The 20409-nt window shown below is 71.7% G+C and carries 16 protein-coding genes; 7 read left to right on the plus strand and 9 right to left on the minus strand.

The window, feature by feature from the left end:
- Positions 1 to 17: 17 nt before the first annotated feature.
- The 3 genes from FB559_RS23255 to FB559_RS23265 form a co-directional block, all read right to left on the minus strand.
- Positions 18 to 716, minus strand: a complete 699-nt coding sequence (locus tag FB559_RS23255; RefSeq protein ID WP_141957598.1) for a response regulator — start codon at positions 714 to 716, stop codon at positions 18 to 20.
- Positions 707 to 2140, minus strand: coding sequence for a sensor histidine kinase (locus FB559_RS23260; protein ID WP_185792360.1), 1434 nt, complete (start codon positions 2138 to 2140; stop codon positions 707 to 709). The genes FB559_RS23255 and FB559_RS23260 overlap by 10 nt, the downstream gene beginning before the upstream one ends.
- Before the next feature lie 539 nt (positions 2141 to 2679).
- Positions 2680 to 3525 carry a GNAT family N-acetyltransferase gene (locus FB559_RS23265; RefSeq protein ID WP_141957601.1) on the minus strand — a complete coding sequence of 282 codons (846 nt, stop codon included), beginning with the start codon at positions 3523 to 3525 and terminating at the stop codon, positions 2680 to 2682.
- 72 nt (positions 3526 to 3597) lie between these two features.
- Between FB559_RS23265 and FB559_RS23270 the strand changes: the two genes are divergently transcribed.
- Entirely contained in the window at positions 3598 to 4470 is an 873-nt protein-coding gene (locus FB559_RS23270) for an alpha/beta fold hydrolase (RefSeq protein WP_141957603.1), read from the plus strand.
- Here FB559_RS23270 and FB559_RS23275 read toward each other — a convergent pair.
- From FB559_RS23275 to FB559_RS23285, 3 genes are all read right to left on the minus strand, one after another.
- A complete protein-coding gene (locus FB559_RS23275; protein WP_141957605.1) occupies positions 4467 to 5255 on the minus strand; it encodes a citryl-CoA lyase in 789 nt (262 codons plus the stop codon). The two genes, FB559_RS23270 and FB559_RS23275, sit on opposite strands and share 4 nt — an antisense overlap.
- Positions 5252 to 6463: a CaiB/BaiF CoA transferase family protein gene (locus FB559_RS23280; RefSeq protein ID WP_141957607.1), complete on the minus strand. Its 1212-nt coding sequence runs from the start codon at positions 6461 to 6463 to the stop codon at positions 5252 to 5254. The genes FB559_RS23275 and FB559_RS23280 overlap by 4 nt, the downstream gene beginning before the upstream one ends.
- Before the next feature lie 102 nt (positions 6464 to 6565).
- Positions 6566 to 7513 (minus strand): helix-turn-helix domain-containing protein, encoded by a 948-nt coding sequence (locus FB559_RS23285; RefSeq protein WP_141957609.1) that lies wholly within the window; start codon positions 7511 to 7513, stop codon positions 6566 to 6568.
- Positions 7514 to 7529: 16 nt separating this feature from the next.
- Between FB559_RS23285 and FB559_RS23290 the strand changes: the two genes are divergently transcribed.
- The gene (locus tag FB559_RS23290) at positions 7530 to 8633 is read left to right on the plus strand and encodes a saccharopine dehydrogenase family protein (RefSeq protein WP_342780953.1); all 1104 of its coding nucleotides are present in this window, start codon (positions 7530 to 7532) and stop codon (positions 8631 to 8633) included.
- Positions 8634 to 8677: 44 nt separating this feature from the next.
- On the opposite strand, the gene FB559_RS23295 is transcribed toward FB559_RS23290, so the two are convergent.
- Positions 8678 to 9496 (minus strand): IclR family transcriptional regulator domain-containing protein, encoded by an 819-nt coding sequence (locus tag FB559_RS23295; RefSeq protein ID WP_141957611.1) that lies wholly within the window; start codon positions 9494 to 9496, stop codon positions 8678 to 8680.
- A 206-nt stretch (positions 9497 to 9702) separates the two neighbouring features.
- On the opposite strand from FB559_RS23295, the gene FB559_RS23300 reads away from it, so the two are divergent.
- From FB559_RS23300 to FB559_RS23310, 3 genes are read left to right on the plus strand one after another with little or no spacing between them, the layout of a single operon-like run.
- Positions 9703 to 10563 (plus strand): DODA-type extradiol aromatic ring-opening family dioxygenase, encoded by an 861-nt coding sequence (locus tag FB559_RS23300; RefSeq protein ID WP_141957613.1) that lies wholly within the window; start codon positions 9703 to 9705, stop codon positions 10561 to 10563.
- On the plus strand, positions 10560 to 10922 hold the full coding sequence (locus tag FB559_RS23305) for a hypothetical protein (protein ID WP_141957615.1): 363 nt from the start codon (positions 10560 to 10562) through the stop codon (positions 10920 to 10922). Before FB559_RS23300 ends, FB559_RS23305 begins: the two co-directional genes overlap by 4 nt.
- Before the next feature lie 13 nt (positions 10923 to 10935).
- Positions 10936 to 12399, plus strand: a complete 1464-nt coding sequence (locus FB559_RS23310) for an amidohydrolase family protein (protein WP_141957617.1) — start codon at positions 10936 to 10938, stop codon at positions 12397 to 12399.
- A gap of 75 nt (positions 12400 to 12474) precedes the next feature.
- Here FB559_RS23310 and FB559_RS23315 read toward each other — a convergent pair whose 3' ends face one another.
- A complete protein-coding gene (locus tag FB559_RS23315; protein WP_141957619.1) occupies positions 12475 to 12930 on the minus strand; it encodes a carboxymuconolactone decarboxylase family protein in 456 nt (151 codons plus the stop codon).
- Between the two features lie 87 nt (positions 12931 to 13017).
- On the minus strand, positions 13018 to 13905 hold the full coding sequence (locus FB559_RS23320; RefSeq protein ID WP_141957621.1) for a sigma-70 family RNA polymerase sigma factor: 888 nt from the start codon (positions 13903 to 13905) through the stop codon (positions 13018 to 13020).
- 225 nt (positions 13906 to 14130) lie between these two features.
- Between FB559_RS23320 and FB559_RS23325 the strand changes: the two genes are divergently transcribed.
- Both FB559_RS23325 and FB559_RS23330 read left to right on the plus strand, forming a co-directional pair.
- A complete protein-coding gene (locus tag FB559_RS23325; RefSeq protein ID WP_141957623.1) occupies positions 14131 to 17319 on the plus strand; it encodes a class I adenylate-forming enzyme family protein in 3189 nt (1062 codons plus the stop codon).
- A complete protein-coding gene (locus tag FB559_RS23330) occupies positions 17316 to 20390 on the plus strand; it encodes a non-ribosomal peptide synthetase (RefSeq protein WP_141957625.1) in 3075 nt (1024 codons plus the stop codon). Before FB559_RS23325 ends, FB559_RS23330 begins: the two co-directional genes overlap by 4 nt.
- Positions 20391 to 20409: the final 19 nt, after the last annotated feature.

The following is a 20409-nucleotide window of genomic DNA, read 5'->3' on the forward strand; positions in this document are numbered from 1 at the left end:
CGAACTCCAGACGTCCGTCAGGGCTGGTCAGTGTGCGTGCCGAAGGGGCCCGCTCCCGCGCTGCGCAGCCAGGCCAGGACGGCCAGCACACGTTTGTGGTCATCGGATGAGACGGGGATGTCGAGGGTCTTGAAGACCTCGCTGAGGTACGCCTCGACGGTCGGGACCGCGACGTTCATCTGCTCGGCGATCGCCTTGTTCGTGCGTCCCTGGGCGAGGAGCTCCAGGGCCTGTCTCTGCCGCGCCGTCAGTCGCGCGATCGGATCCTGGACGCGTCGGGTCCGCAGCATCTGCTCGGCGAGCGCGGTGTCGATGACCGTCTCACCGGCGGTGACGCGGGTCAGGGCGTCGACGATCGTGTGCGCGTCCTTGATGCGCTCCTTGCCCAGGTAGCCGATGTGCGTGCCGTCGCCGATCTCGGTGATGCGGCGCAGATAGGCGGGGGTCATGTGGACGGAGAACATCACGATGCCCAGCAGCGGGTCGTCGGCGCGCAGCCGCTTGGCCGCGTGCAGGCCGTCATCGTCTCGGGGGCGGCCCAGGTGGCCGCCGAAGTTGATGTCCACGAGGACCGCGTCGGGACGGTGGCTGCGGACGAGGACCAGCAGCTCGGCGATGGTGGCCGCCTCGGCGACCACGTCCACGCCGAGGGACTGGATGCTCTGCCGGTACAGGTCACGGAGCATGGGCACGTCATCGGCGATGATCACACGCATGGGATCCTCGCCACGACATGGGTTCCGGTACCGCGCGGGCTGGAGATCTGCAGGCGGCCGCCGTGGGCCTCGATGCGGTCGCGTAGCCGCGCGAGTCCGGGGCCGTTCCCGTCCGCTCCTCCGGTGCCGTCGTCGCGCACCTCGGCGATGACGACGCCTCCGGACTGCCTGACCTCCACCTGGAGCCGGATCGTGCCGGCGTGCTTGTGCGCGTTGGTCAGTGCTTCGTTGACGAAGAAGTAGACGGTCTTCTCCACCGTGGCGGGCAGCCGGTGCTCCGGTGCGGTGAGGTGGACGATGAGGTCGAGCTCGTCCGCGGTCTCTTCGATGGCCGCCGCGAGTCCGGCGTGGGTCAGGGTGTGCGGGTAGACGCCATGAGCCAGGTCACGCAGCTCACGAAGCGCGTTGACGACGAGCCTGTCGGCCGTCTCCACGAGGCCCGGCAGGGCCTCGGGTTCCGCGCAGCCGAGCTTGGACAACGCCACGCGCAGCGCGCACAGATCCTTCTGTGCTCCGTCGTGCAGGTCGGCGACGATGACCTGACGCGCGTCGTAGTCCGCGGTCAGGAGACGACGCGACAGCAGGAGGTTCTCAAGAGCGAGCCTGCTGATCGCCACCGCGGCGTCGACCAGGTCGGCGTCGCCGGCCGCGTCGGACTCGGTGACCACGACCGCCAGCGGCCGGCCGCCGTGCCCCATCACCGGTATGGCCTGGCGGCCGGCCAGGGAGGATCCGATGTCGGCCGGCCCGCCGTCCACGGTCAGGTAGGTCTGGTCGGCGTCCGACCAGACCAGCAGGTCGAGTTTGGGGTCGCGCAGGTTGTGACGCAGCACCTGACGCAGTAGGTGGGTGGTCGGGTTGGTGTTGTCGAACACCGTCACCATCGTCGACAACCTCGTCATCCGCTGCTGCGCGAACGAGACCAGGAACCCGATCGGCACCCCCAGCTGAGCCATGCCCTCGATCGCGAACACCTCCTCGTGCGGTCCGGCGACCGAGGTCACGACGACGACGACGCCCGCGACGACGGCCGCGAGCATGCCCGCGGCGGCCACCGGCAGCCGTACCGCTCGCTCGCGCCGGCCCCCCACGCGCAGCTGGCGCAGCATCAGCGCGAGGAATCCGATGGCCAGGAGCGCGGAGCCGACCATCAGCGCGTTGGAGATGACGTCGAAGGCGGGCCGGCTCGTCCAGAGGTAGGGCCACCACGTCGAGGAGGTGGCGTTCTCGTCCCCGAGCCACTGCGGCCGGGCGACGCACACCTCGATCACCGGCACCCCGATCAGCCAGGCGGCCAGGACCGCCATGAACCGCCGCCGGATGAAGCCCAGCCCTCGTGCGGGATAGCGCAGGAGCGCCCACGCACTGAGGGTGATGGACAGATACCCGAACACCGCCGCGTACAGCGGTCCCGGGCCCGACACCCACTCATCCGCCCAACCAAGCGGACGCGCCACCCCTGAGGCGATCAACACGTATCCCGTGACTCGCTGGTCCCCGTCCGTTGCCAGGAGCGCCCCTGCTCCGACAGCCCCCGCGGCTACCAGTAAGTTCACAACGGTTGTGAGTGGGTGCCGGACCCAGAGACCACCCTCGGCCACCGCGGGCGCCAGCACCGCCAACACCAACGCCGCCTGCACCGTCAGGGGGCGCAGCCGCTTTTTGCCCTCGGACCAGACAGCCAACTGTGACTGTCCTGGCCCGGTGGACGAAGCCGCGGCCGTCATGGCGTCCCCTTTCTGCCGCCCCACCGGCTTTCGGCCGGCCAACGATCTCCGGTGACCTGACACCAGCTTGCAGCCACGCCAAAGCCACCGGTACCGGGCTAGCTCGGTAGAAGTACCACGAACGATGGGCTAACACTCAGTTGTTGCACCGTCACACAGGAGTTCGTGCCGGTGGGTGCCATATGCCACAGCCCCCGGCGGGCGTCCGTGCGGGCCACGCGTTCGAGGATGGCGGGTCACCGGCCGTCCGGGCGCCAGATCCAGTTTCGGCGTTCGTACAGGACGTCGAAGCCGGTACGGAACATGTTGTGCAGGGAGGAGTTGTGCTCGCCCGGCTGCTCCGCTCCCGTCTCGGCGACCAGCCAGCGGCAGCCCGCGGCGTGTGCGGCTTCGGCCCGTGCGGCCATCAGGGCCGTCTGGGCGCCTCGCCGGCGTGCGCTCGGCAAGGTCGCGCCGCCGAAGAACTGGGCGGCGTCCTCGTAGACGTGCATGGTGGCGGTGGCGACGATCTCCTCGCCCTGCCAGACGGCGTACGGGTGCCAGCCCGGGCGGAGGGCGGACTCGGCTGTCATCTCCGCCAGATGCCGCCCCTGCATGTCGAAGACGCGCATCATGACCGACGCCCACGCGGACGAATCGGCGGGGGTCACCGGGCCGACCCGTAGCTCCGGTGCGAGCGGCGTGCGCCGGGCGATGTGGGCGAGGGCCGTCTCGACGTCGGTGACGCACTTGACCCAGGCCGACCCGGCGGTGATGTTCTCCTTCGCGCAGATCTCGTCCCAGTCCGCCGGCAGTACCGAAGGGGCGAGCTGGAGTACGGCCACCGGGGGCCGCTGTGACCGATAGAAGTCGCAGATCCGTCCCATCAGCTCGGCGGTGACCGGCTCATCGAAGCCGAATCCCAGTCCTTTGCTCCAGAACTGCGTGGTGTCCTCGCGCATCGACAGCGCGACCCCGCCGCCGACGCGGAGCGTCTCCATGCCCAGGGCGGCACGTACACCCGCGGGCGCGCCGGTCTCGAAGTCGTACAACGCCTCGGCCTCTGAACGTTCGGCCAGGACGGCCGGGATTCCGGCGGTCATGGTCCCCCCTTGTGTCACGCTGCTGGTCATCGGCACATTACCGGTGAAAGCGGCACACGTACGATCGTCGGCATGTCGACAGCGGAACTCACCACCGGGTGGCACACGGTCGAGATCGAGGGCGTTCGCCAGGCATATGAGGTGGCCGGCAGCGGCCCGATCTGTGTGGTCCACTCCGGCGGGCCCGGCATGCACGCCGACTATCTGCGGATGCCGCCGCTGGAGCAGCACCTGACGATGGTCTATCTCGATCCGGTCGGCACGGGAAGAAGCGGTCTGCTCCCCGGCGGGGACTACGGCGTGCCGGAGTACGCGCGCCGCGCCGCTCTGCTGCTCGAACGGCTCGACGTCACCGACGTGATCTTCCTCGGCCACTCACATGGCGGCTTCGTGGCCCTCCAGTACGGGATCACCTTTCCGCTACGGGTTCGCGGCCTGGTCGTGTACGACGGCGCACCGGTCTCCTCCTCGCTGCTGAGGGACGAGGCGGACCGCCAGATGACCGCGTTCGTCGAGCGCTGGCCGGAGCGGCCGGAGGCCGTCGAGGCGGGCCGGATGTGGAGCGCGCGGAGGGCCGGCGAGTACGTCGTCCACGACCGCGACTCCCACCGGCACTACCTGGATGCGGTCTGGCCCGCCTACTTCGCGGACTTCCGCAGGACGGTCGGGGACCTGGGCGCCCGCCCGGCGGTGGAGGTCACCTACGACCCGGCACGTAAGCCCGAACAGTGGGACGTACGCGACCGGCTCGGCGCCATCGAGGTGCCCACCCTGGTGATCGTCGGAGATCACGACTTCGTCTGCCCGCCGGTGTGGTCTCACGAGCTGTCCGCGGGGATACCGCACGCGAGGCTGCTCGAACTCAAGGACAGCGGCCACTTCGGCCACATCGAGCAGCCGGCCGAGTTCCAGCGGGGCGTGCTCGCGTTCGCCGAGGCCGTCTAGTCGGAGGGGGCCACGTACTCCGCGCCCCGGTCGACGGTGCGGTAGACCGAGTCGGCGATCGGGCGGCGGATCTCCTCGGCGATGTGACCGAGCAGCCCGGCGCAGCGCGCGAGGAGTGCGGCGCCGCGGAGCAGCTCGATCGGCAGGCCGAGGTCGGCGAGGGCGGCACCGCTGACACCCGCGCCGTTGAGGGAAAGGGTCCGGCCGAGGATCGCCGGATGGACGCGGCCGATCGCCTCGAACAGGGCCAGGTGCGGGCCGTACAACGACTCTTCCCGCGCGACGCGGATGATGACCGGAGTACGCGGATCGCCCTCCTTGTGGACCGGATGGCCCAGCCCCGGTACGAAGCCGCCGCCCGCCTTCCGCTCGGTCACGGCGCGCGTCGCCAGGGCGTCCCAGCCGGCCTCGTCGGACGGCGGTGAATCGGCCGAGGCCAGGACGTCCGCGAGGAAGCGGCCCGTGTCCTCGGTCACGCCCAGGTACCGGGAACCGCCGCCGAGGAGGCCGGCGGCCACCGCGCCCTGGATCGCGTCCGGCGCGCTGAGGTAGGTCAGGCGGGCGGCGATCGCGGTCGGGGTGAAGCCGTGGTCGGCCAGGCCGAGCAGCACCGTCTCGAAGAGCCGTGACTGCTGGGGCGTCGGGCGCTGCAGGGTGATGAGCCAGTACGCCAGCTCACCGAAGCTCACCTTCCCCATCAGGTCGGCCGCCAGGTCCTGGCCGAGCAGCGTGATGGTGGTCGGTGTCGAGGTGCCGAGCGAGGTGGGGAACGCGGGCGTGGTCACGCGGTGGGTCCTTTCGCAGAATCGTTCGTGCCGGCGTCGTCGGTCGTGGCGGCGTCGTCGCCGGAGAGTCCCAGCCAGGCGCGTATCTCGTCGCCGTGGGCGTCCAGGGCCGGCGGGGGCAGCTCGTAGCGTGCCGGGGTGGCGGACATGCGGACCGGGTTGCGCACCGTGGGCACGTCGCCGGCCGGTACGACCGGTTCGAGGCCGAGCCGCTCGGCGAGCTCCACACCGCCGCGTACGTCGTTGATCGGCCCGCACGGGATGCCCGCCGCGGACAGCACGTCGAACCACTCCTGCGCGGACCGCGTCGCCAGCCGCTCCAGCAGCAGCGGCCGCAACTGCTCGCGGTTGTCGTTGCGCCCCTCCACCGTGGCGAACCGCACGTCGTCGGCCAGGCCGGGCACCTCCAGCGCCGCGCACAGCCGCCGGAACTGCCCGTCGTTGCCCGCGACCACGATGAGGTCGCCGTCGCCGGTCGGCAGCGGTTCGTACGGGAAGAGGCTCAGGTGCGCGTTGCCCATCCGGTGGGGGACCACGTCGCCGGCGATGTAGGCCGACACCTGGTTGACCATCGTCGAGAGCGCGGTGGACAGCAGGTTGGTCTCGATGTGCTGGCCTTCGCCGGTCGCGTCGCGGTGGTGGAGCGCCGCGAGGATGCCCAGCGCGGAGTGCAGCCCGGTCATGACGTCGAAGACGGAGATGCCGGACCGGTACGGCGACCCGTCCGGGCTGCCGGTCAGGCTCATGAGCCCCGACATGCCCTGGACGAGCAGGTCGTAGCCGGGCAGTGACGCACCCTCGGCCGAGCCGAACCCGCTGATCGAGCAGTAGATGACACCGGGGTTGCGCGCGGCCACCGACGAGTAGTCGAGACCGAACCTCGCGAGACCGCCGGGCTTGAAGTTGTGGATGAACACGTCGCCGCGCGCGGACAGGGCGTGCGCCACCTCCGCGTCGGCGGGATCGGCCAGGTCGAGCGCGATGGAGCGCTTGTTGCGGTTCACCGCGAGGAAGTAGGTGCCCATGTCACCGCGCCGGGGCGGCACCCAGTGCCGGGTGTCGTCCCCGGCCGGGCTCTCCACCTTGATCACTTCGGCGCCCAGGTCGGCGAGCAGCATCGTGCAGTACGGGCCGGCCAGCACCCGGGAGAAGTCGGCGACCACGAGGCCGGACAGCGGACCGGAGTTTCCGGATCCGGGTGCGGACATGACAGGCTCCCAACCGCTATACGGACGAGTGTCCGTAACTGTCGTCGTGCCGGGCGTGATCTGTCAAACCGTGCACCGGGATATCAGGACGGCCGCGCCCGATCAGGCGGGCTTCGCGCTGTGAAACGAGCGCCGGTAGCTGTCAGGCGGGACGCCGACGATCCGTTTGAACTGGCGCCGAAGTGTGGTGGCGGTACCCATGCCGGTGGCGAGGGCGACCGCCTCGATGCTCTCGTCGGTGGCCTCCAGCAGCTCCTGGGCGCGGCGTACGCGCTGGGTCAGGAGCCACTGAATCGGGGTCTGCCCGGTCACCGCACGGAACTGCCGTCCGAGATTGCGGGGGCTCGTGTTCACCCTCCGGGCCATGTCCGGGACCGTCAGCGGCTGGTCCAGCCGTTGCTGGACCCAGGCGAGCAGGTCGGCAAGCACGTGGTCACCCGTGACCTGCATCGGCGTGGCCACGAACTGAGCCTGGCCGCCGGGCCGATGTGGCGGCGTGACGAGGCGACGGGCGACCGTGTTGGCGATGGTGGCGCCGTGGTCGAGATGGATCAGGTGGAGGCACAGATCGACGGCGGCGGCCTTCCCCGCGGCGGTGAGCACGCTGCCGTTGTCCGTGTACAGCACGTCCGGGTCGACCACGGCCCGCGGATGGCGGGCACTCAGCTCCGCGGTGTGAGCCCAGTGTGTGGTGGCTCGCCGGCCGTCCAGCAGGCCCGCGGCGCCGAGCGCGAACGCCCCGGTGCAGAGGGAGGCGACCCGGGCACCCGACTCGTGGGCCGCGCGTACGGCTTCGATCAGCTCTGGTGGCGGCGGGTCGTCGATGTCAGCATACGCGGGCACGATCACGGTGTCGGCGCTGACCAAGCGCTCCAGCCCGTGGTCGGGCTCGACCACGAACGGGCCGACCCGCACCGGTACGGGCCCGCAGAGCAGTACGTCGTACCAGCCTCCCGTGGCTTCGCGCGGGGGCGTGCCGAAGATCTCGTACGCCACTGCCAGCTCGAAGTGCAGCAGGCGACCGGCGGTCGCCAGTGCGACAGTGTGCATGTCCGAAAGTGTACGCATGATGTCGTTCCGGACCCTCACGATCCGGTCCCTCGCCCGGCGAGAGTGGACTCCTCAGAACATCGAGAGCGGGGGAACCATGGATGCGGTGGTGGTCTACGGAGCGACGGGGCACACCGGACGCTTCGTCGTCGCCGAACTGCTCGAGCGCGGCTTCGCCCCTGTCGTCTCCGGCCGTGACGCGGCCCGGTTGGAGGTGCTGGCGAAGGAGTGGGGCCAGGTGGCGGTGCGGCCGGCCACGGTGGCCGACCCGGGCTCCTTGGACCGGGCCCTCGCCGGCGCGGCGGCCGTCGTCAACTGTGCAGGACCGTTCGCGGTGACGGGAGGCCCCGTGGTCGAGGCGGCACTGCGCGCGGGGATCCCGTACGTGGACGTCGCGGCGGAGATCGAGGCGAACGCCTCGATGTTCGCCGACTACGCGGAGGCAGCGCGAAGGACCGGCACGCCCGTGGTGCCGGCGATGGCCTTCTACGGTGGGCTGGGCGACCTGCTGGTGACCGCGGCCATGGGGGAGTGGACCGCCGCGGACGTGGCGCACATCGCGTACGGGTTGAGCAGCTGGCATCCCACGGCGGGCACCCGGGCGGCGGGTCAGGTGTCCCATCAGCGCCGCTCGGGGCGCCGGGTGCGGTTCACCGGCGGCGCGCTGGAGTACCACGACGACCAGGCATCAGAGCAGGACTGGCTCTTTCCGGAGCCGCTGGGCCGGCGAGCGGTGATCGCGGAGTTCACGATGGCCGACGTCGTCACCGTTCCCAGCCACCTGGCCGTGCCCGAAGTCCGCACCTACATGGCCGTCGAGGCCGCGAGGGACCTGGCCAGGGAGGACACGCCGGCGCCGGAGGCGGTCGACGCATCGGGGCGTTCGGACCAGATCTTCGTCGTCGACGTCGTGGTCCGCGCGGGTGGCGTCGAGCGACGTGCCACGGCCCGTGGCCAGGACATCTACGCGGTCACCGCACCACTGGTGGTGGAGGCCGTCCGGCGGATCCTGGCCGGGCACACGCGGACGGTGGGCGTGGCCTCGGCGGGAGCCATGTTCGACGCGGCGGACTTCCTCCGGGCGCTGACTCCGCACCTGTCGGTCGAGCTTCCGCACTGACCGACCCCGGACTCACCACCGTCAGGCCCGGCACACGGCTCCGGCTACCCGGCGCTCCGGTCCACGGCGACCTCGGCGTGCGGCCGTGACTGCCAGAGCGCCCACTCCGCCGAGACGTCGCCGGCCGTGCGCAGCAGCCGCGGCAGGTGCTCGCCGACCAGCACGTCGAGGCTGGTCTCCGCCGCGTGGACCGTGACGTTCATCGCGGCGCGCACCGTCCCGTTCCCGTCGCGTACGGGGGCCGCCACCGAGCGGATGCCCGGCGCCAGCTCCTCGTCCGCCAGGGCCCACCCGCGCGCCCGTACCGCGAGCAGCTCCTCCTCGATCCGGGCGGCGTCGCGGGGCAGGAAGGGTGGCAGGCCCGACCGGCTCGGCTCGGCGAGCACGCGGTGCAGCGAGTCGGCGTCGAGCGCCCCCAGCAGGACCTTGCCCTGCGAGGTCGGCAGCGCGGGGAAGCGCGTGCCGATCTCCACCCGCAACGTAATTATCTTGGGTACGGAGACGCGGGCCACGTAGACGATGTCCGACCCGTCGAGCTGGGACATCGAGGATGACTCCCCGGTCCGGGTGACGAGGTCCTCCAGGTGCGGCCGTGCGATGTCCCACAGCCCGAGCGCGCTCACGTACGACGTGCCGAGGCGCAGCACCTGCGGCGTGAGGGTGAACAGGTTGCCGTCGGTGCGCACGTAGCCCAGCTCTCGTAGCGTGAGCAGGAGGCGGCGTGCGGTCGGGCGTGCCAGGCCGGCCGCTGCGGCGACCTCGGTCAGTGTCATGCGCGGATGCCGCGCGTCGAAACAGGACAGGACGTCCAGTCCGCGTGCGAGCGCCTCGACGAAGTCGGGGCCGGTGCCGCGTCCTGCCATCACGGGCCTCCCTGGGGCCGGCACCTCACGGGGACGAGGTGCACACTCGGGAGCATGGTCGCACAGCGGCCGCCCGGCCGCTCGGGGGTGGTGGGAGCCCGGCCATGCCTCTTGACACGGTTCGGGTCGAGAGGACATCGTTCCGGTACGCCGCTGACCGGACGAATGTCCGCATTGGGGATGAGCGGCGTGAGGAGGAAGGATCGATGGCCGAGCTCGTCGCGATTCTGGCTACGACGCACCATCCGTTCTACTACCGGACGAGCCGGTTGCCCGCCGAGGAGGCGCCGCCGTTCGCCGCGGAATGGATCCGCAAGGTCGAGGCCTACCGGGAGACGCTGACGCGCGCACGCCCGGACGTACTGGTGATGGTCGGTTCGGACCACTTTCACCAGCTGTGGCTGGACAACATGCCACAGTTCCTGATCGGCAAGGCGCCCTTCTACGACGCGAACTACTACAACGAGGAACGCGAGTTCGGCCTCCCCAAGCTCCTGCTGAAGGGGCACGAGGAGCTGTCGGGCTACCTCCTGCGCGAGGGCATCGACCGCGGCTTCGACCTGGCGTTCAGCAACGAGCTGCGGGTGGACCACTCCATCACGTGCCCGATCTTCACGGTGCGGCCGCAGAACGACCTGCCGATCGTGCCGGTCTACACCAACATCTTCGCCCCGCCGCTGCCGCGCCCGGAACGCTTCGTGCAGCTCGGCCGCACGATCCGCGAGCTCATCGACGCCTGGCCGAGCGACCTGCGCGTCGCCGTGATCGGCACCGGGCATCTGTCGCTGGAGCTGGGCGGGCCGCGGCAGTTCGGCCCGCACGGGCCCGATCCGGAGTTCGACGCGAAGGCGGTCGAGTGGATCGCCAACGGTGACCTCGAAGGTTGCCTGGCCGAGGTGACCCTCGACAGCCTGCACGCTCCGGGCAACGCCACGCACGGGTTCATGGACTTCATGCTGATGATGGGCATCGCCGAGGGGAAGAAGGCCGACTACGCCGACAACCTCGACCTGTTCCACACCATGGAGGCGTACTTCACCTGGTATCCGAACGGGGTGAAAGCATGAGTAAGTACCTGGTGAACAAGTTCCTTTACTCGATCGACCGGGATCCCGAGCTGGTCGAGCGCTACCGGGACGATCCCGCCGGGACCGTCGCCTGGTGGGAGGCCGAGAAGGCCGGTGAGATCCTCAACCTGCCGAGCGGCGAGCGCACGACCTGGCTGGCGTTCACCGACGACGAGCGGCAGGCACTGCGTACGCACGACCACGTGGCGCTGTTCGGGATGGGCGCGCACTGCTTCCTCACTCTGACGCTGTGGATCGCGATGTTCGAACGCGACTTCGACGAGCCGCTGGGCATGCAGCTGGACTACGCCGCCAAGCTCGCGCACTTCAGCCTCCCCTATCCCGACATCTCCACCTGAATGCGGGCCTGACATGAACCCAGACCAGATCGCCGCCGTCAACGACGGCCGGCCGGTCGTCTTCCGCAACGCCACCGTGCTCACGATGGACGAGGCCGGCCTCATCGACGGCGGTGACGTGCTGGTCGTCGGGGAGACCATCGCCGAGGTGGGACGTGACATCGCGGCGCCCGACGGTGCCGTCGAGATCGACGCGGCCGGGGGCATCGTGATGCCCGGCATGGTCGACACGCACCGGCACATGTGGCAGACGGCGCTGCGCGGCCTCGGCGCGGACTGGACGCTGAGCCAGTACTTCGTCTTCTACTACCTGACCTGGGGAAAGATCTTCCGCCCCGAGGACGTCCACGCCGGGAACGTGCTGTCGGCCATCGAGGCGGTCGACTCAGGCGTCACGACCACGCTCGACTGGTCGCACGGGCTGCAGACGATCGAGCACGGTGAGGCCGCCGCCGACGCGCTGCGCGCTTCGCCCGGCCGGTTCGTCCTCGCGTACGGGAACCTGCTCGGCGCCCCCTGGGAGTGGGCGAACAGCCCGGAGTTCCGCCGCTTCGCGGGCGGCTTCGACTCCTCGGGCGGCAAGCTGGGACTGCAGCTGGCCTTCGACGTCACCGCCGATCCGGAGTTCCCGGAGAAGGCGGCGTTCGAGGCCGCGCGCGAGCTGGGCCTGCGGGTCACCACCCACGCCGGTGTCTGGGGCGCCACCAACGACCAGAGCATCGCGCTGATGTGGGAGAACGGCTTCATGACGCCGGACGTCACCTACGTCCACGCGGCCACCCTCAGCCAGGACTCCTACCAGCGCATCGCCGCGACCGGCGGAGCCGTGTCGGTCTCGACCGAGAGCGAGCAGAGCGCCGGTCAGGGCTATCCGCCCACCTGGGAGATCCGCCGGCACGGCATCCCGGTGTCGTTGTCGATGGACACCAGCGTCTGGTGGAGCGCCGATCTGTTCTCGGCGATGCGCGCGACGCTGTCCGCCGACCGCTCGCGTGAGCACCTGGAGGCCCACGCGCGCGGCGAGACCGTCGTCCACAACCAGCTGCGCGCCGAGGAGGTCGTCCGCTGGGCCACGATCGGTGGCGCGAAGGTGCTGGGCCTGGACTCGGCGATCGGCAGCCTCACCCCGGGCAAGAAGGCCGACATCGTCCTCATCAAGAACGACGACTCCCCGGCGATGTACCCCCTGCTCCACCCGTACGGCAGCGTCGTCTACCAGGCCGGCCGCGGCGACGTGCACACGGTGCTCGTGAACGGCCGCGTGGTCAAGCACGACCACCGGCTCGTCGGCGTCGACCTGACCGCGGCCAAGGAGGCCGTCGGCCGGACCGTGGAGTACGCGCGCTCCACCATGGGCGAGGACGCCTGGCAGGAGAGCCTCACCCCCGAGCTCCCCACCGCCGAGCGCGTCCCCAACCCCTACACCTACACCGACTACGACGGCGGCGAGGACCGGCACCGCGCCCAGCAGGACTGAGCCGCCGAGCTGCGACGATCCGCCCCGCGTACGGCATGTGCGCGGGGCGGACCCCTTCGCGCGGCGGGGCGACGCCTAGCGGGCCGCGCCCGCGATCTGCCGGGTGGCGGCGTTCAGCCGGTTCCACAGGTTGATGGTGGCGATCGTCATCAGCAGAGCGGCGAGCGCGGACTCGGAGTAGTGGCCGACGGCATCGTCCCAGACCTCGTCCGGCACCGCGTCGGCCTTGTCGGCCAGGCGGGTGGCCGCCTCGGTCAGCGCGAGAGCCGCGCGTTCGGCGTCGGTGAAGTACGACGACTCCCGCCAGGCGGCCACCGCGAACAGCCGGTCGTCGCTCTCGCCCTCCTTGCGCAGGTCCTTGGCGTGCATGTCGACGCAGACGCTGCACCCGTTGATCTGGCTCGCCCGCAGCGCCACCAGGTCCGCGGTGGCCTTCGGCAGCCCCGCCTGCTCGGTGGACTTGCTCAGGCTCATGAGCGCCGGCATCGCGTCGGGCAGGACGAGGGCCGGATGCTTCATGCGTGCTTCCACGGTCTGTCTCCTTGAGAGCGTCTGTTCGTTGTCACTCCTCTGACGACGGTGAGCGGGAGGAGGTGACCGCCGCGCCGTACGACCTGGTCAGCCGGTGAGGCCGGCCAGGTCGAGGCGGGACAGACGGTCGGGGTCGGACAGGATGTCGATCGCGGCGATCCTGCCGTCGACGACGGTGAAGCTCATCACGGAGATCGGTTCACCGTCGACGGTGTTGGCCAGGCCGGCGACTCCGTTGACCAGCAGCGGATGCGAGACCACCGCGGTGACCGCGCGCCGGAAGGCCGCGGCGTGTCCGGCCACGGTCGAGGCACCTCGGGTGATCTTCATGCCGCCGGTGAGAGCGCCGCCGTCGGCGCGCAGCACCACGTCGGGATCGAGGATGGCGAGCAGCGCGTCGAGGTCGCCACCGCGTGCGGCGGTCACGAACGCGTCCACCACGCGACGCTGACCGGCCAGATCGGGGTCGGGGCTCGGGGCCGCCCCGCGGACCCGCAGACGCGCCCGGCTGGCGAGCTTCTTGGCCGCCGCGGGCGTGCGGTCCACGATGGGCGCGATCTGCTCGAACGGCAGGCCGAACATGTCGTGCAGCACGAACGCCAGCCGTTCCGCCGGAGTCAGCGACTCCAGCACCACCTGCAGTGCCAGCCCCACCGAGTCGGCCAGGAGCACCTCCTGCTCCGGGTCCACGGCGTCTTCACGGCTGATCACCGGATCCGGCAGACGCGTCTCCAGCGACTCTTCACTCCGCCTTTTCCGTGCGCGCAGCATGTCCAGGCAGACCCGGCCGACCACCGTGGTCAGCCAGCCGCCCAGGTTGCCGATATCGCCCGCGTCTGTGCGGGCCAGCCGCAGCCACGCCTCCTGAACGGCGTCTTCGGCCTCCGTCAGCGAACCGAGCATGCGGTAGGCGACCGCGTTCAGGTGGTGGCGGTGACCCTCGAACTCGACGGCCAGAAAGTCCTCGGGCGTCACGTCGCATCCCTTCCCCAGATGACTCTCAACGCTGACGCATCAGACCCGGAAAAGGTGACAGGAAGCGCGGCGGGACCTGCGGAGCGGCGCCTCGGTGAACCGGATCGGCCGCCGCCCTCGTGGAAGAGACGTGACCGCCGCCGTCCGGCCAGGGCGCATACCGACTCAAATCAATCAGTTGAAGTCCACCGGTTGACTGTTAGACAACTGGTATGCATAACATGCATGCACGGTACTCCTGAAACGATCATCGCTCGCGGTGCCACGGCCCGTGACGAGGAGGCGATCGTCTTGACGGACGGTGCTCACGTGTCCGAGTCCGGGACGCACACGCGGACCGCCACGCGTACGGCCGGGTCCGGCACTGTCCCGGCGCTGCTGACGGCACGCGCCGCGGTCGACCCTGACCGGGTGGCGCTTCAGCTCGCCGACGGCGACCGGCTGACGTACCGGGAGTGGGACCGGCGCTCGGACGCCGTGGCCTGGGGCATGCGCGACCGCGGCCTGCGTAACGGCGACCCGGTCGGGCTCGTCTTCGAGGCCGACGGCTGGATCGACTACGCGGTCGCGTACTGCGGGGTGCAGAAGGCGGGCGGCGTCGCCGTCCCGCTCGGCGCCCATCTCGGTGCCGCCACCATCGCGGAGCTGCTCGTACGGTGCGGCGTCGCGGGCACGGTGCACGGCCGGTCCGGTCCCGTGCCGGCCACCCCCGGCTGGCTCGCCGGCATCGGCGAGCTGGACCGGAACGGCGGCCCGATCGACGTGACGGTACGCACGGGCGACCCGGCGCAGATCCTCCACACGTCCGGGACCACCGGGATCCCCAAGGGCGTCGCCGCCACGCACGCGAACCTGACGTACGGACTCGATCCGGCGCCACGGCGCCGGCCGCTGGCGCATTCGCGGCACTGCCTGCACGCGTTCGCCCTCGGCTCCAACGCCGCCCAGACGATGCTGGTCAACGCGCTCGTGGCGGCCCCGACGACGGTGATCGCGCCCGGCTTCGACGCGGAGGAGTTCGGGGCGCTGGTCGAGCGGTACCGGATCGGCAGCGTCTTCGTCGTCCCGTCGATGGCCATCGAGCTGGTCAACCGGAGGATCCCCGAGCGTCATGACCTCTCCAGCGTCCTGCTCCTGGGGTCCACCGCGGCCGCGCTGCCGCCGGCGGTGGCGCTCGCGCTGACCGGCGCGCTGCCCGGCGCCACGCTCACCAACAGCTACACCTCCACCGAGGCCGCTCCCGCCCAGCTGACGATGGTCTTCGACCCGGACCGGCCGGGCGCACTGGGCCGGCCCGAGCGGCCCGGCGACGTCCGGATCACCGACGAGGACGGCTGGCACGTACGGGCCGGCCGTACCGGTGCCGTCTGGCTCCGCTCCGCCGCACCGCCGCGCGGGTACCACGACGACCTGGCGGCCGGGACGCGGGTGTTCGCCGACGGCTGGGTGGCGATGGGCGACCTGGGATACCAGGACGCGGACGGCTACCTGCACCTGGTCGACCGTGCCGATGACGTCGTGAAGTCCGGTGCCCTCGCGGTGTCCACGCTCCGTGTGGAGGCCGCGTTGCACGAACATCCCGCGGTCGCCGAGACGGCGGTGGTCGGCGTCCCCCATCCGGTGCTGGGCCAGGTCCTCGCCGCCGCGGTCGTACCCGCCGGCGACGTGACCGAGGCGGACCTGCGCGCCTTCCTCGCGGACCGGCTGGGCCGGCATGAGCTGCCCGCACGGATCCGGTTCACCGAGTCGCTGCCCTACAACGCCGCCGGAAAGGTGGTCAAGGGAGAGCTGCGCGCGATGCTGGCCCTGGGCGCCCGCCGCGACGGACCGGTGCCGGAGTCGCCGACCGAGACCACGCTGGCGCGGCTGTGGACCCGCCTCCTCGGCGGTGGCCGTGTCAGCACCGCCGACGACTTCTTCGCCCTCGGCGGCGACTCGATGCGCGCGGCGCAGCTCGCCACCCTGGCGGGGGAGGCGTTCGGCCTGAGCATTCCCTCCGCGCTCGTCTTCGACCGCCCCGACTTGGCCGGTCAGGCCGCGTGGATCGACGAGGCGCGGCCCGCGGCCGGCACCGGGATGACGCCGGGCGACGATCGCGGCGAGAACCCTGTCGGCTCCCTTCAGGAACACCTGCTGAACTGGATGCACGAGCTCGAACCGCCACGCGACGTCGGCCCGATGCAGGTGGCCGTGCGCATCCACGAGGAGGTCGACGCGGCCGTTCTGGCCGACGCCCTGGACGCGCTGGTACGCCGGCACGACGCCCTGCGCACGCGATTCGGCCGCGGCCCCGACGGCTGGACCGCCACCGTCCTGGACGAGCTGCCACCCGAGCTCGTCACCCGTACGGCCACCGGCACGACGGCGGCCGACCGTCGCCACGAGGCGGCCAAGCTGGTGTCCGCCGAGGTGGCGCGGTCCTTCGACTGGAAGCAGGGGCCGCTGGTCCGCGCGGTCCTGGTACGCGTCGACGCCGAGGACCACATCGCCGCGCTGGCCGTCCACCACCTCGTGGTGGACGGCTGGTCGATGGGCATCCTCCTGCGCGAGCTCGGGCTGCTCTACTCCGCGCTGCGGACCGGCCACGCGCCATGGCTGCCGCCCGCGACGCAGAGCGGTGAGGTGCTCGACTGGAACCGCCGGCAGTGGCCGCGGACCCGGCCGCTCTGGCGGGCGGAGCTCGACGGCGCACCGCCCGCGGTCGAGCGCTTCCCCGGCCGCCGCCCGGCACGCACCTACCGTGCGGCCTCGCATCTGTTCCACCTCGACCAGGCCGCCGAGCTGCGCGCCGCAGCCGAGCGGTACCGGACGAGCCCGTTCGTGCTGGTCGCCGCCTGCTGGCTCGCGGTGCTGGCGCGGCACACCGGCGAGACCGAGTTCGTCGCCCTGACGCCGGTCACCGGCCGCGCCCGGCCGGAGTTCGAGACCGCCGTCGGCTGCCTGGCCCAGTCGCTGCTCGTACGGGTCGGGGTCGGCGACGACCCGCCGCTGGGCCTGCTGGTCGAGCGGCTGCGCGACGGGCTGCTGACCGCGACCGACCGGCAGGCGTACCCGTTCGCCGAGTTCGGCGCCGGCGTCCCGTACCCGGTGGAGATCCCGTTCAGCCGGTGGCCCGGCGCGCCGCACTTCCCCGGCCTGATCTCCGAGGCGTTCGAGCTGCCGCACGGTCTGGTGTGGACCTGGACGCTGCCCGGCGAGGACCGGGGCGTGCCAAAGCTGGAGCTGGCCGAACTGGCCGGCGGCAGGATCGAGGGGCGGCTGACCTACAACCGCCACGCGTTCGCCGCCGGCATCGTCGGGCGTCTCGCCGACGACCTCATGACGGCGGTCGCCCACGCGACCGCCCAGGACGATCCGGACCGGTCCGAGCCGACCGGCGGGTCCCCCCTCACTCCGGCAGGGAGCAGCCGATGAGCGAAGCCACCGCGATGTCGCCGGAACAGGCCGGAGTCTGGTTCACCGAGGAGTTCGGGCAGACGGGCACCGCCTACCACCTTCCGCTGACCATCGAGTTCGAGGGCGAGCTGGATGTCGAGGCGCTGCGGTCCGCCTGTGCGGCGGTGGTGCGCCGCCATCCGGTGCTGGCGACGACGGTACGGGTGAGCGACGGCGTGCCCTACCTGGCGCCCTCGCCGGAGCCGGCGCTGGACGTGGTCGACCTGTCCGCGCTGCCCGAGGACCGGCGGTCCGAGGCGGCGTGGCGGCGCGTCGACGAGGAGACGGTCCGCCCGTTCGTACGGGACGGGGGTCCGCTGTGCCGGTTGACGCTCGTGACCTTGGACGCCGTGCGCCACGTGCTCGTCGTGGTCGCCCATCACCTGGTGTTCGACGGCGGCTCCAAGGACATCCTGGTCGCCGAGCTCGCGGCCGGCTACCGGGCGGCCTGTGACGGCGTCGCGCCGGACCTGCCGCCATTGCCGGAACAACCCCTCGGGCGGCCGGACGAGACCGGGGCGCGGGAGTTCTGGGCGGGCCGGTGGAGCCCCGCGGGCGATGTCGTCCTGCCGGGCACGGACGCGGCGGACGGGGGAGACGGTGCGGAGTCGGTCGACGTCGGCATCGACGCCGGGCTGTCCCGCGCGATCGGTGAGGCGGCGACGCGGATCGGGGTGACCCGCTTCGAGCTGTTCCTCACCGGCCTGCGTGCGGTGCTGCTGCGGTACGGCAACGACCCGGTGACCGTGGCGGTGGACCTGGGCACGCGCACCGAGCCGGCACGGCACCGGATCGGCATGTTCGTCAACCAGCTGCCGGTCACCGGGGACCTGGACGCCCATGCCGCCTTCGGCGACGCCGCGCGCGCGACACGGGACACTCTGCGCGAGCTCTACGCGGTGCGCGCCGTCCCGCTCGGCCGGGCGGCGGGCGGCGTGCCGGCCGGTCTCGCGCTCGCGCCCGTCTCGGTCAGCTACCGCCGGCGCGCGGAGGCGCCGCGATGGCACGGAGCGCTGACCGCGAGGGTCGACTGGACGCGTTTCAACCATGCCGCTCGCGAGACGCTGCACCTGCAGATCGTGGACGCGCCGGACGGCACGACCGCCTCGCTGCAGTTCCGGCCCGGCACCGTGAGCACGGACGGCGTACGGCGGATCGCCGGACATCTGCGCACCCTCCTGCGTGCCGCCGCCGAGAACCCGGACCAGTCGCTGGCCGGGCTCCCGCTCCTCACCGCCGCTGAATGGCGGCAGGTGGTCGTGGACGCGAACGACACCGGCGCGGACTATCCCGACACGACCACCGTGGACCGGCTGATCGCCGCCCAGGCGCGGCGCACGCCGGACGCGACGGCCGTCGAGTCCGGCGACGAGCGTGTCACCTACGCCGGGCTGAACGCGCGGGCGAACCGGCTCGCGCACCTCCTGCGTGAGGAGGGCGTGCGCCCCGGCGGGGTCGTCGGGGTGCTGGCCCGCCGCTCGGCCGACCTCGTCATCGGCCTGCTCGCCGTGCTGAAGGCCGGAGCGGCGTACCTGCCGCTGGACCCGGACCAGCCCGACGAGCGGCTGGCGTTCATGCTGACGGACGCCGGCGCGAAGCTCGTGCTGACCGCGAGCCTGCTGGCCCCGAGGCTGGGCGGCGCGGACGTACGCGCCGTGCTGCTCGAACACGCGCCGGACGGACGGTCCGCCGAGGACCTCGAGCCCGCGGCGGGGCCGGGCGATCCCGCGTACCTCATCTACACCTCCGGGTCGACCGGGACGCCGAAGGGCGTGCTGAACAGCCACCGTGGGCTGTGCAACCGGCTCGACTGGATGCAGCGGGCCTTCCCGCTGGGCGCCGACGACACGGTGCTCCAGAAGACGCCGATCGGCTTCGACGTCTCGGTCTGGGAGTTGTTCTGGCCGCTGATGACCGGCGCCAGGCTCGTGATGGCGAGCCCGGGCGGGCACCGCGACCCGGCGTACCTGCGCGAGGTCATCACCGAACGGCGCGTCACGACCGTGCACTTCGTGCCCTCGATGCTCGGCGTCTTCCTCGAACAGCCGGACGCCGAGTCGTGCGCGAGCCTGCGCCGCACCATCTGCAGCGGCGAGGAGCTCACGACGGCACTCGCCGCCGAGTTCCTGCGGCGGATGCCGGGTGAGCTGCACAACCTGTACGGCCCGACCGAGGCGGCCATCGACGTCAGCTCCTGGCGCTGCGAACCCGGGCTCGTGGCCGGCCGGCGGCGGCTGCCGATCGGGCGCCCGATTCAGAACATGCGTCTGTACGTGGTGGACCGATGGGGAAACCCGGTGCCTGCCGGGGTCCCGGGCGAGCTGCTGATCGGCGGCCCCGGCGTGGCCCTGGGCTACCTGGGCCGGGAGGAGCTGACCGCCGAACGTTTCGTCCCCGACCGGTTCGTGCCCGGGGCGCGGCTCTACCGCACCGGGGACCTGGCACGCCTGCGCGAGGACGGCGACCTGGACTACCTCGGCCGGATCGACCGGCAGGTCAAGCTGCGCGGCAACCGGATCGAGCCGGGGGAGGTCGAGGCGGCCCTCCTGGCCCACCCCGACGTCGCCCAGGCCGCCGTGGTCGTCGCCGGTGCCGAGGACGACAGGCGCCTCGTCGCCTACGTGGTCTCCGGCCCGGAGGACGACGTGCGGCCCGGCCCGCTCCGCACCTTCCTCGCCGCCCGCCTGCCCGACTACATGATCCCGGCCACGTTCGTCGTGGTGGACGGCCTGCCGGTGACCGCGAACGGCAAGCTCGACCACGCCGCGCTGGCCGGGCGGCCGGTACCGCGCGCCGCCGGCGCCGCGTCCGCCGCACCCGCCGACGACAAGCTGGTCGAGGACGTGCGCGCCATCTGGGCCGAGGTGCTGGGCGTCGAGGGTCTCGGGCCCGACGACGACCTGTTCGACCTCGGTGGCCACTCGCTGACCATCACGCAGATCGCCACCCGGATGCGCCGCCGGCTGCGGCTCGATCTGCCGCTGCAGGTGTTCTACGACACGCCGACCGTCTCGGGCGTGGTGGCGGCCGCGAGCCGGCTCCAGGCCTGACCGGGGCCCATCCGATGAA

Source organism: Actinoallomurus bryophytorum, assembly GCF_006716425.1.
Taxonomy (GTDB): Bacteria; Actinomycetota; Actinomycetes; order Streptosporangiales; family Streptosporangiaceae; genus Actinoallomurus; species Actinoallomurus bryophytorum.